This is a genomic window from Dorea sp. AM13-35, assembly GCF_003473885.1.
In the GTDB taxonomy this organism is placed as follows: domain Bacteria; phylum Bacillota; class Clostridia; order Lachnospirales; family Lachnospiraceae; genus Dorea_D; species Dorea_D hominis.
The window spans coordinates 65,735-79,228 of the sequence record NZ_QUCZ01000011.1 but is presented as its reverse complement, the minus strand read 5'-3'; the positions used below and the strand labels follow the sequence as shown (position 1 = coordinate 79,228).

Here is a 13,494-nt window from a genome sequence, read left to right as displayed (position 1 = left end):
CCCCTTTCTATTCGTTATCTGCATCATATGCATAGTCATCAGTTTCATTAAAATCGATTGAGAAGTCATCCTCTTCCGGCTCTTCTTCTACATCAACGAGTTCTTCTCCCTGGAATTCCTGTTCGGTATATCCATGTTTACCGAAGTCATCGTCCTGTCCGTATCTTCTGTCTCCTTCAATCAATGAGCGGAAATCTGTATTACCCATCTCTGAGGTTTCCATGATCTCAACTTCTGTATTGTCATCGCGCAGTACACGCACATCCAGTCCGAGAGACTGTAACTCTTTGAGCAATACTTTGAAGGATTCCGGAATACCTGGCTCAGGGATGTTCTCACCTTTGATGATCGCTTCGTATGTCTTCACACGACCGATAACATCATCGGATTTGACTGTCAGGATCTCCTGCAGAGTATAAGATGCACCATAAGCTTCCAGTGCCCAAACCTCCATCTCTCCGAAACGCTGCCCACCGAACTGTGCCTTACCACCTAATGGCTGCTGTGTAACCAGTGAGTAAGGACCCGTTGAACGTGCGTGGATCTTATCATCTACCAGGTGATGCAGTTTCAGGTAATGCATGTGTCCGATTGTTACCGGGCTGTCGAAGAACTCTCCTGTTCTACCATCACGAAGACGTACTTTACCGTCTCTTGAAAGCGGTACACCCTTCCACAGTTTTCTGTGGTCTCTGTTCTCATACAGATAATCCAAGACTTCCGGAAGGAGTTCCTGTTCGTGTTTTGCTTTGAACTCTTCCCAGCTTAAGTTGACATAGTCATTAGCCAGATCAAGAGTATCCATAATATCATTCTCATTTGCACCGTCAAATACCGGTGTTGCAATGTTAAATCCAAGTGCTTTTGCTGCCAGGGACAAGTGAATCTCCAATACCTGTCCGATGTTCATACGTGATGGTACACCCAGTGGGTTCAGCACGATGTCAAGCGGACGTCCGTTTGGCAGGAATGGCATATCTTCTACAGGAAGTACACGAGAAACGACACCCTTGTTACCATGACGACCAGCCATCTTATCTCCAACGGAGATCTTTCTCTTCTGTGCAATGTAAATACGAACGGACTGATTTACACCAGGTGACATCTCGTCACCGTTCTCTCTTGTAAATACTTTCGCATCTACAACAATTCCGTATTCACCATGTGGTACTTTCAGAGATGTATCACGTACTTCACGTGCTTTTTCACCGAAGATCGCACGAAGAAGTCTCTCTTCTGCTGTCAGTTCTGTCTCTCCCTTCGGAGTTACTTTTCCGACCAGGATATCACCGGCACGCACTTCTGCACCAATGCGGATGATTCCTCTGTCATCCAGATCTTTCAGAGCTTCATCTCCAACTCCCGGAATATCTCTTGTGATCTCTTCCGGTCCGAGTTTTGTATCACGTGCTTCTGCTTCGTATTCTTCAATATGAACGGATGTATATACATCATCCTGTACAAGTCTTTCACTTAAGAGTACCGCATCCTCGTAGTTATAACCTTCCCAGGTCATAAATCCGATCAATGGGTTCTTACCTAACGCAAGTTCACCGTTTGATGTAGACGGTCCGTCTGCGATAACGTCTCCGGCTTCTACTCTGTCACCTTTGAACACGATCGCTCTCTGGTTGTAGCAGTTGCTCTGGTTGCTTCGCTGGAACTTCGTCAGTTTATATTTTCTGAGTTTTCCGTCATCCTGCTTAATCTGAATCTCTGTGGATGTAGATCTCTCTACGATACCGCCTTCTTCAGCAACAACACATACTCCAGAGTCAACGGCTGTCTTCTCTTCCATACCGGTTCCGACTACAGGAGCCTCTGTAATAAGAAGCGGTACTGCCTGACGCTGCATGTTGGATCCCATCAGCGCACGGTTCGCATCATCATTCTCCAGGAAAGGAATCAAGGCTGTAGCTACAGAGAATACCATCTTAGGAGAAACATCCATGTAATCGAACATCTTTCTCTCATATTCCTGTGTCTCTTCACGATAACGACCGGATACATTCTTACGAACAAAATGTCCTTCTGCATCCAGCTGTTCATTCGCCTGTGCTACATGGTAGTTATCTTCTTCATCCGCTGTCATATAAACAACTTCGTCTGTTACACGCGGATTTTCCGGATCGGAGTGATCAATCTTACGGTACGGAGCCTCAACGAATCCATACTGATTGATTCTTGCATAACTTGCAAGAGAGTTGATCAGACCGATATTCGGGCCTTCAGGTGTCTCAATCGGACACATTCTTCCGTAATGGGAGTAGTGAACATCTCGAACCTCGAATCCGGCACGGTCTCTTGACAGACCACCCGGTCCAAGGGCTGACAGACGTCTCTTATGTGTCAGCTCACCTAACGGGTTGTTCTGATCCATGAACTGTGACAGCTGAGAAGAACCAAAGAATTCTTTTACTGCTGCTGTTACTGGTTTGATGTTGATCAGGGACTGTGGTGAAATACCTTCCAGATCCTGTGTTGTCATACGCTCACGTACAACTCTCTCCAGTCTTGAAAGACCGATTCTGTACTGGTTCTGAAGCAACTCACCGACAGCACGGATACGTCTGTTTCCGAGGTGGTCGATATCATCATCATTTCCAAGTCCATATTCCAGATGCATATTATAGTTGATAGACGCAAAAATATCTTCTTTTGTGATATGTTTCGGGATCAGATCATGGATGTCTCTTCTGATCGCGTCTTTTAATTCATCAATGTCTCCTGCTGACTCTTCTAACAGATTAGCCAGTACCGGATAATAAACAAGTTCTGTTACCCCAACCTCTGCCGGATCAATGTCAACAACAGTCTTAAGATCTACCATCAGGTTCGACAGAACTTTGACTTTTCTGTCCTCTTCCGGCAACTCGATCCATACATATGGAACTGCTGCATTCTGGATCTCATCTGCAATCTCTCTTGTAACCTTAGTTCCGGCTTCTGCGATCACTTCTCCGGTCAGAACACTTGCTACGTCCTCTGCAAGGATCTGTCCTGAAATACGATTTTTCAGCAGAAGTTTTTTATTAAATTTATAACGTCCGACTTTCGCCAGATCATAACGTCTCGGATCGAAGAACATGCTTGTGATCAGGCTCTCTGCACTGTCCACTGCAAGCGGCTCGCCCGGGCGGATCTTCTTATATAATTCCAGAAGACCTTCCTGATAATTAGTAGCGGCATCTTTCTCGAAACTTGCAAGGATCTTCGGCTCTTCACCGAACACTTCCAGGATCTCCGGATTCGTACCAACACCAAGTGCACGAATCAATACTGTGATCGGCACCTTTCTGGTTCTGTCTACACGTACATAGAAAACGTCATTGGAGTCTGTCTCATATTCCAGCCATGCACCACGGTTCGGGATAACAGTAGCGGAATACAGTTTTTTACCAACTTTATCATGTGAAATTGCATAATAAATACCTGGTGAACGAACGAGCTGACTTACGATTACTCGCTCTGCACCATTAATCACAAATGTTCCGGTTGCAGTCATTAACGGCAGGTCACCCATGAAAATCTCATGCTCGTTAATCTCGTCTGTCTCCTTGTTGTGGAGTCTCACTCTCACTTTCAGCGGTGCTGCATATGTTGCGTCACGCTCTTTGCACTCATCGATCGTATATTTTACTTCATTCTCGCATAAAGTAAAATCTACAAATTCCAGGCTGAGATGACCGCTATAATCGGCGATAGGGGAAATGTCATCAAATACTTCTTTTAATCCTTCATCCAGGAACCACTGATAAGAATCTTTCTGGACTTCGATCAAATTCGGCATCTGAAGCACTTCTTTTTGTCTGGAATAGCTCATACGTGAACTTTTTCCGCTTTTGATAGGACGAATTCTGTTTTTCTCCATATTGACGTTTCACTCCTCGTTTATTTTTTGGCGGGCTTTACGAATGCCCTTAAATATTGAAAATTCCGGCAAAAACCTTCGTATTTTACTGGTTTTTGTGCAATATCATGGCATAACTTTCCACAATAGCGCATTTTTAACTATAGCATAGCGATATTTAGCTTGTCAATACCCAATTTGAACTTTTTTTCAAACTTTTTTTCAAAATAACAGGAGGCATCGTGCTCTCTGCACAGTGCCTCCTGCTTTTCATTTTATGTCTGTAGTATCTGTAAACTATTTTACGGTCACTTTTTTAACCTTAGACCAGTCAGAATGTAAATTCATCTGCTCACCATTGTATTTTACTGTCGTATAAGTACGAACTCTCACATAATAAACTTTTTTAGATTTTAAGTTTTTCACTGTCTTTGTGACAACCGAGTTCTTTGTGATCTTTTTATTCTTCACAGCTTTTACAAAATTCTTATCTGTAGAATACTGTACCTGATATCCGGTTACTTGTGTCGTCTGTTTGCTCCATTTTACATCAAATCTCTTCTTTGCGGCTTTTAATGATTTTACTGTTACAGATTTCGGAGCAATCTTGAATGTCTTTGTCTTTGTTCCGTTGTAATCACCCTTGAATGTAAGAGTTACTTTGTATTTTCCAACGTTCTTGCAGTTACCTGCGTATTTTACAGTGTAGCCTTTGATTACTTCGCCTTTTGCGTTCTTAACTGTTACTTGCGGTTTCTGTACTTTGCCATTGTAAATGTATCTTGTATTGGAAAGTGTAATTGACTTCGGAGTGGCCGCTACTTTTGCATCATCTGCATCTTTAGCATCTTTTAACTCTTTCAGTGTGGTCTCTGCTTTCTCAAGTACATCTTTGTTGCTTACCAGTTCTTTCTGTGCATCTGTCAGTGCATCGTAAGCTGTTCTTGCTTCTTTGATCGCATCTTCGGATTCCAGTGTTACATCTCCGATCGCACTGATTTTATCGATCACTGCCGTAACTGCTTCCGGCATGGTTACTGTAACTTTGCAGTATGCGTTGCAGGCACCTCTTGTATTATCATTATTATAATAACGTCCAGATACTACATAAGTTCCCGGTTTATCAAAAGATACTTTGAATTTACCATCTTTATCTACTTCAATATCTTCGCGGTAATCTTCATCTGTAACCTTATCTGCTCCATTCTTTCCGACGAAAATCATTGTATATGCACCATCTTCATTATTACATGGTCCATACTGTGGTGTATGCATAGAGCTTGTATAACGATATGTCAGTTCTACATCCTGTCCAACTTCTGTTGTAACGTCGTCTGTCTCAATTGCGCTGTAAGGTGTGTAATCCTGTCCCGGTCCATATTCTCCAAAGAAACCATATCCAGGATATCCATATCCTGCGCCCCAGTTTCCGGCTGCCTGATAGAATGTATATTTGTCTCCGTCTTTTGCTTTATACTTTGCACTTACCGTAGGCGCATCAATACCATTTAAGCACCAGAGCTGATCCATTCCCCATCCAAACATATCTGTGATCCATCCGCTGGATCCGATATCTACAGTTGCAAGTTCGTCTGTCATTCCTTTATCTGTTAATGCCTGAAGTAAGATATGAAGCGGTGTGATATAATCCGCATCATCCGGTGCATTTTTAATCTTGTAGGATTGGAAAGACGGTACCTCGTCTTTGTTCATTGTTACTTTCGTATACGGAAGAATGGTTCCGTCATCCTGTTCTGCTCTTACATAGCAGGTGATTGTATTCTTGTCTGATGAATCTGCATTATCTGCTGCAGATACTGCCATTGGCAGGATAAATGCAAGCATACAGATACTGACTATAGCAGTCATTATTTTGTTTTTAAACTTCATAAATCTTATTTCCTCCCTTTTCTCTTTTCTTTATATATAAAACCTCAGATAAATTCTGAGATATAAGCACAACAACAATAAAAAACCGGCTCCTGAATCACCCAATTCAAAAGCCGGTTATATGCACACACAAGAAAAACATCTGTTTTTCTTCGCACAGCACAACAAATCTTTTATCTAATATTTCAACTTCGGATTGGGCAAAGTCAAGGATGCAGCACTCCGTGTATCTGACTTAGTCTGTGTATTATAATGGTAAAAATTTCATATTATAATTTCCAGACTTCACAGTGACCGTCTCGCGAGGCTTCTCACCTCATTCCACTGCCGGGGGATTTCTTTATCAATCATCCCGGGCGTACTGACCTTTCTTATTCTCTTTTCTATTCACTTCATAATGATACAATATTTTGTTTCATATTTCTACTATTTTGTTTTTACTTTTTTGTAAGATGACCATCCTGAATACAGCTTTGTTGTCTTTCCGTTTATTTTCACAGTTTTGTATGTGCGTACCTTTACGTAATACAGCTTCTTAGATTTTAATTTTTTCACTGTTTTCTGCACTGTTGTATTCTTAGATATCGTTATGGTCTTTACTGATTTTTTAAATTTCTTATCCGTTGTATAAGAAAACTGATAACCGGTTGTCTGGGTTTTCTGTCTGCTCCATTTTGCTGTAAAGCTTTTCTTTCCGGCTTTCAAAGTTGTGATCTTCGTTCCCTTTGGCACAATCTGAAATGTCTTTGTGACCGTGCCTTTGTAATTACCTTTGAATTTTACAGTCACTTTATAGCTTCCGACATTTTTGCGACCTGACACATATATCACTGTATAGTCAGCGGATGTAAGTACTTTTCCTTTTGCATTTTTTACTTTTACATCCGGCTTCTGCACCTTTCCATTATATGTATAACTTGTTTTCGCAAGAGTTACATTTTTTTCCTGTATGACCTCTTTTTCCGGCTCGACTTCCGGTTCTTTTTTGGAAATATCCAGTGAAACGCTTGTGATCGGCGCTGTGTAATCACACCCTGCCTGTCCGTCTCTGTTCTGATATTTCACATATGGGAATGTGATTGTAAGATCCGTATCATCCGGTGTAAGAGATTCTTCTGAGTAGCTGACATATTCTGTCACATCTCTCGTCTTTCCGTTCGTATAGGTCGCAATAACCTGCATACCGGATGGGTCGAATTTTTCTCCTTCTTTATAAGATGTCTTCTTCGGCTGCTTTGTCACTTCCAGTTTACTGATCGTCGCTCCAAGCGCCATCATATGGTTAGAATCATTTCTAAAATACAGTGTTCCATATTCATCCACGATTGGATTACAGAGTGCATACTGCGCCTGCGCATCAGACGGTGTAAAAAGCACAGTTCCTACATCATATGTATTTCCTTTATCAGTTTCCTGCTCCAGATCAGTGGCTTCCGTCTGTCCCGGTTCATCAGAGATCACACGGAGTTTCCCCGGTGTGTAATTATCAAAGAAATAGACATACACTTTTCCGGTCTCTTTCTCATATGCTCTTGTCAGAACACCACTCGTCTGCGGATATCCCTGCGTCGGTACAACATATGCAATCGACATTGTTTTCAGATCCAGCACCGCGATTCCATGTCCGCTGTATGCACCAAACTGTTCTGATCCCGACACGCCTACATATGCTCTTCCATTGTAAACCGTCGGTGTTGAGGTACTCATTGTAAGATCGGAGCCTTTGCTGTTCTCCAGCTTGATCCACCGCAACGAATCTTTGTCAAACGTTCCGTCCGTATTTACGGAAATACGATAGAAATAACCGGATTTTGATGTGAAATAATAATCACCCGTCGGGTTGTCCCCTTCTGTGTCTTTTACAATGTTACATCTGATATCTCCGGTAAACGGCAAGGTCAGATCATCGATCACTTTTCCATTTTTCGGATTCATGGAGAACACATGTGCATATCCGCTCTTGTAACCACTCTCTCCGTCTTCCGTTCCCTGCAGCAGGAATTTTCCACTCTCATCCGCGTAAGTTCCTGCCCAGTAATAGCCGCCTTTTCCGGTATGTGTCCAGGTTGCCACTTTCTTTTCATTTGTCTGGGACGGATCTTCGTCTGCTGCCGAAATACATACATAATTCGCTTCTGCTGTCTCTGAATTCCAGAAACCGGTATAAATATATCCATTTTTATACGTAATCTGGCAGTTCGGCTGTCCACCGAGCGGATCTTCATAAACCCACAGCGATTCCATTGTCTTTGCATTGAATGCCTGGATCGTTCCCTGGCTGAGTCCGACAAAAATCATTCCGTCCGCATAAGTCGGTGGCTGGATTGCAAAGGAAGAAGGTCTTGCAAGCGCACCTCCGCGTTTCACCAGTTTTCCGGTTATCGTATCCATTTTCAGCAGATTCTTACTGTCGTATGTGTACAGATATCCATCTACAAGAATCGGATGTCCGCAGTAGCCGTCAAAATCATCTTTATTTGCCCAGTAGAGAACACTGTCTTCCGCTTTGACTGGTGTCTTCTCATCTAAGACTACGTTATTATTCTCATCCCGGAAACTCGGCCACTGAGAATTCAGATCTTCAATTTCTGTATTTTCCGGCGCTTCTTCCAGTGTGACCGGAACTTTGATATCTTCCTCCACACGGAAATCTGTCACCCTGACTGCCTTGTAACCATTTTTTGTAATCGTATAGGAATACGGTGTTCCAGGCAACAGTTTACAGATTCCATTTTCCGTATAAACAGTAGTATGATCCGCCTCATTCTGAATGAAAATATTTGCATCTTCCGGATCTACCTGAAATGTCACCTGAACCGGTTCTTTTTTCTTCACACAGATTGTGTATGTATTCTGCACGGTATCCAGATTCGCATGCGCAACCTGGATTTTTATCTTCTCGTCTGCTCCATTTTCAGAAATCGGGACTTCTATATCCGACAGATCAGAATACGTCTTATCGCCAATGACTGCATAATAGCCGCCATCATACCAGTTTTCATTCTCTTCATTCAGGAAACTTCCGGAAAGGTTTACAGATTTCGTTCCTTTTGCAACATTTACCTGATATTCATAAATTTCCCGGTCAAACGCCTCTGCCGTTCCATTTGCATTTACAAATGGAAGATCTCCGGAAGCGTTTGATGCTTTCAATGACTTTAAATGCAGAGAACGCCGGATATTCATTTCATAATTCTGGTAATAAGTCACACCGGATACTTCTTTGTAAGTGACGATCGTCACTGTATTTCCATACGCACACGCTTCGATCACATGCCCCAGCACCGTTGCTCCTTTGCTCGTATTTACTGCTGCAATTCTTGTCTGCTCTGTCCGGGTTCCATCGGATTGCTTTGTCCAGACTGCTTTCACCTGATAATCATTTTGCGTATTCGCCTGTACATAAATGGCACTGTTTGCATCCGGTACCGCGTACTGGTACATATGCCGACCAGATTCAAATTCCTGCTCCGGTGTAAACACTTCCCGTCTGCTGCCCATGGCAGCATTGTACATTGCGAATCCCGCAAGTCCGTCTTTTTCTTCCGGTTCTGCGGCGGTCACCGTCATTGTGCCGTCCGCAACCGCTTTCACTTGAAATGTCTCTTTTGCAAAATAGGTATCATCCTTTGATGCAATGTAAGAGTAGGAAGCACCCGGAATCAATGCATACGTTCCATCCTCTTCCGGTTCGATTTCTTTATCTTTCGCATCTACAATGACTGCTTTCACGCCATCCGGTGTTTTCAGCGTTACCGGTACTTTTTCAACCAGATTTACTTTGAAATGATAGGTACGCGATTTTCCATTCGTGTGGGCAACTGTCACAGTAACCGAATTTGTGCCTTTGGAAAGATTACAGTTTCCATCTTCCGAAACAGTATCTCCATTTTTTACCGTCACGCTGTAGCCGTCCGTTCCATAGGTTTTCGTTTCTACCGATACTTTACTGCTGACTGTATCTGTCTCATATTCTGTAATATCCGGCTCAAATCCCAGATTCAGCGCACGACCTTTTGCATCTTTCAGCGAAATGTCTGCGGTCGGGACACGTTCAAACGTCACCTGGTATTTCTGCACCTGCACACCACTTGTGCCGGAAGAGTTTTTCACCGTATAACGTGCTTCCAACTGAAGTTTTCCACCAGTCATTCCTTCTTTTACACCGGAAGTGCAATCGTTCTTTTCACTTTCCCACGCAATGGTTTCTCTCTCTGCGGATGGCTCCGAATCCTGCGTATCTTCCTTTATTTCCCACCAGGAAAGGACTGCTGATGCATTTTTCCTGTCCGGAAGATCATGGCCACGCTCTGCATAGAGGTATACCTTTTCATTTTCCCCGGCACGGTCGTCCACCTCACAGGTTACGCTGTGCCCCTCCGCATCCGTTTCATATGCATATGCCTGCTTTTTTCCATCTGCATCTGTCCGGCTTTTCAGTAATTTCACATCGCTAAACCATTTCCCGGATGGGAGTTCCGCCTGAATGGTCATACTTTTTGTAATCTTCAACTCTTTTCCGTCTGCGTTTTCATAACTGTTATAACCGCCATCGGATATTTCATAGCTGTATGTTCCGGGTCTTAAACTGATCGTTGTCCCTTTTGCCGTAACGGTGTTGTCATACGCATCTGTAAACTTAAGCGTCAGATTCTTCTGTGTTTTCCCGTCCTGCGTCGCATTTATCGTGATCTTTACGGCTGCCGCACTCAGATATTTTTCATATGCGGCAATTGCATTATTCAATTCTTTTAAAAGAGACGCCGCTACATCCTCTTCGGCATTGCGGTACGTTTTTCTTGCATTGTCATATGCCTTTGCACATGCCGGATCTTTCTGCACATGATTCGTCATCTTCTCGTATTCTGCCATGCGAAAAAGCAGCGCACTTCTGCTTTTTGCATATTCTGTCATCTCAGTAAATTCTACTACCTGAATATCTTCCGGTGACGCATCCAGATCATAACTGCCGTCGTCGCAGAACACGCAATAGTTTCCCGCTTTCCCTTCTATTTTCTTTACGAAGCTGTCATCTACACTTCTTTCGAATTTGTATCCACTTTTCTGCAAAGCCGTCCAGATGGTATCTCCTGCCTCATACGTTACATATACCGGCAAGATCAGATTCTCATTTTTACCGGATGCTGCCAGAACGAAACTTCCTGCTCTCTTCGCGGTTTCTTCTTTCTGTTCCGTCAAATCTGCCGTCTGCTTTTTTGCACTGTCTGGTTCACTCTGCATTTGACTGTCTTTTGCAGAACTTTCCTGCTCATAACTTTCCTTTGCAAAACTGCTCTGCGTGGTGCTCTCATCCGCCGCATACACAACCGGCCCCGTACTGACGCTTACCATCGTCACACATAGTATTCCCGCAAGTAATCGTTTCCACTGTTTCGTTTTCATGCGCATTCTCCTTCCTTCTTATCTTGTTTGTTTCTGCTCAAATATTCTCTGGCTATCCTGCTGTACTTTTTGAATCAGCCAGCTCATTTTGCCAGCTTTATCTGTATCTCCAGCACAGATAATGATCCCGGAAACATTTCCATTTACTCCTTCGTTTCTTACAAAGACAAATCACTTTTTCCACATAAGCAAGCATTTCCTTTCTTTCTTTTTCGCTTACGGTATGCCCGCTGAATCTCGCTTTCTGATTAAGGAAATGCATCCGTTCGCTTTCTGCCTGCGCACATGTTTCGTCAGCCTCCGTTGCACCTGCAAAACCTGCCACCGGCACTTCCATGCCACATACTTTCACCTCGCACAGTTCCATTAGCTTCTGACTGTAGCCATACAATTCCGCAACTGCTGCCGCTGGTTCCATCTTACTGACTTCTATTTCAAAAGAAACTAATTTTTTTCTTCTCTTCCATAAAATGATAACGCTGATTCCCACAATAACAAGCACCAGAATCAGCAGAAACAGCCACAGAAAATGTTTCCCGGTCTGTCCACGGAATACAGGTTTGTCATTCGAACTCTTCTCCTGCTGACCGTCCGCTTTTTGCGGCTCGTAGGTCTGTCCGCTTTTCTGATATAATTTTCCTGCTGCTCCGCCTTTTCCGTTTGTGCCTGACAGGATGTCTGATAATTTCTGCTCATCTTCCTTATCTGTATAACCCGGCGTCACTTCAAACGGGATCCAACCAACGCCGTCCAGATAATATTCTGTCCACGCATGCGCCTGTTTTTTCTTAATTTTCACCGGCTGTCCGGCTTTCACATTTCTCATCTCATCTACGGACATATAATAACCTTCCACATAACGCGCCGGTACTCCGAGATAGCGAAGCATCAATGTAGCTGCTGTCGCATAGTGTACATCATATCCATTTTTTGTCTGCTCAAACGTATAGCGCAGAAAATCCTGTTTGCCATTATCTGTTCGTACAGCTTCATTATAATTCAACTGGTTCGCCAAAGTATCCTTCACCAGCTTTAAGATCTCTGTCAGCGAATGTTCTTCCTTTTTTTCATTTTTCAGAAGTTCTTCCATCACACCGATTGCCGTGTTCGTAAGGCGGAGATCTTTTGCATAGACAAATTTCCGGTATGCCTCTTCCTTCTTAAGATACTGCTGTACTTTTTGCTCCTTCTGGTGTTTTTCAATCCAGACTGCCTGTTTGTACCAGTCCGCCGTACTTCCGGTGTAGTATGTCAGTTTCTCTTTTCCGGTCTGCGCCGGATTTTCTGTATCTCCGATCACATCTTCCGCAAAAGCGGTTCCTGCTTTCAAACCATATGGTAAATACCTGTTTTTCTCGCATGCCGATACATTTTCAACTATCACGGACGCTGTTTTTTTCTTACCGGAAAGTCCAAGTGCCTCGCCCGTTACGTTCTGTCCGTAGAGACCCGATCTGTGCATCCAGTAAAATAAAGCTTTTCCTTCTTTTCGATCTTTCGCATCCAGTGGCTCCCAGGAACTCCCTGTATAGATTTCCCCGGTCATCTGTCTGAGATAAAGTTTCTGCGGATGCTCCATCGTGACAAGAAGCGCTGTCTTTTTACTCTGTGTCCGCTGTTTTACATCCGTAAGCACACCCTCTGTCAGCGCAGTCTCTCCATGATCGTAACGCATGGCATGTATTTTTCCTGCAAGTTCCAACCTTGCATGTCCGGCATTGAGCGTATCTGCACCTGTACGTTCCAGTATTTCTTTTACAATTCCACTCCCTGCGAGGCAGATGCCGGCTATCAGCACCAACGCACCTGCAAGTGCTATCCTATTCTTCCAGAATCTTTTTCGTAAACTATCTCCTGCCATACCGGAACGGCATGCAAAATATATGGCAAGAAAGAGTGTTCCTGCAAACAGTCCCCATCTTTTCCGGAAAAATCCGATCCCATATCCTGCCATCCAGATTGTCCAGACCACAAGGAGCATTCCTGTTCTTTTCTTTTTCACAAGAACAAAAAGCAACATTCCGAGAAGTACTGCAAGAAGAACTGCTGCCAGTACACTTCCTGCTTTTCCATGCACCGGATAATCCAGCCAGATTTTCCCTGTCTTTCCTGTGAGAAATGCTCTCCAGACATTTCCCTGTCTGCTGAAACCATTTTTCACAGCCTTTCTCTTTACCAGCGCTGTAAGAAGCAGGATTATGCTGAGCCCTGCGAACCACCAGTTGTCAGAAATGGCTTTCTTATTCTGTTTTTTCTTTGTGATATAAAGTCCTGCCAATATAACATCCTTCCTGCATTTTACACGCTGTTCTTTACAAACTGTTTCTTATAATCTCTTCTTTGTAATCTGT

The 13,494-nt window shown here is 43.4% G+C and carries 4 protein-coding genes; all 4 read right to left on the bottom strand.

Annotated features, from left to right (window positions below; genetic code table 11):
• Positions 1 to 7 precede the first annotated feature (7 nt).
• On the bottom strand, positions 8 to 3,871 hold the full coding sequence (gene rpoB, locus DW152_RS12085; protein WP_021860193.1) for a DNA-directed RNA polymerase subunit beta: 3,864 nt from the start codon (positions 3,869 to 3,871) through the stop codon (positions 8 to 10).
• A gap of 276 nt (positions 3,872 to 4,147) precedes the next feature.
• Positions 4,148 to 5,740 carry a fibronectin type III domain-containing protein gene (locus tag DW152_RS12080; RefSeq protein WP_118288728.1) on the bottom strand — a complete coding sequence of 531 codons (1,593 nt, stop codon included), beginning with the start codon at positions 5,738 to 5,740 and terminating at the stop codon, positions 4,148 to 4,150.
• A 426-nt stretch (positions 5,741 to 6,166) separates the two neighbouring features.
• Positions 6,167 to 11,143 carry a bacterial Ig-like domain-containing protein gene (locus tag DW152_RS12075; RefSeq protein WP_158570040.1) on the bottom strand — a complete coding sequence of 1,659 codons (4,977 nt, stop codon included), beginning with the start codon at positions 11,141 to 11,143 and terminating at the stop codon, positions 6,167 to 6,169.
• Positions 11,144 to 11,240: 97 nt separating this feature from the next.
• A complete protein-coding gene (locus tag DW152_RS12070; protein ID WP_118288726.1) occupies positions 11,241 to 13,421 on the bottom strand; it encodes a transglutaminase-like domain-containing protein in 2,181 nt (726 codons plus the stop codon).
• Positions 13,422 to 13,494 lie beyond the last annotated feature (73 nt).

What these genes read in the sequence shown, in the direction of transcription:
- DW152_RS12075 (WP_158570040.1), bottom strand. Translation starts at nt 11,143, where the DNA reads ATGAAAACGAAACAGTGGAAACGATTACTTGCGGGAATACTATGTGTG.
- rpoB (WP_021860193.1), bottom strand. Translation starts at nt 3,871, where the DNA reads ATGGAGAAAAACAGAATTCGTCCTATCAAAAGCGGAAAAAGTTCACGT.
- DW152_RS12080 (WP_118288728.1), bottom strand. Translation starts at nt 5,740, where the DNA reads ATGAAGTTTAAAAACAAAATAATGACTGCTATAGTCAGTATCTGTATG.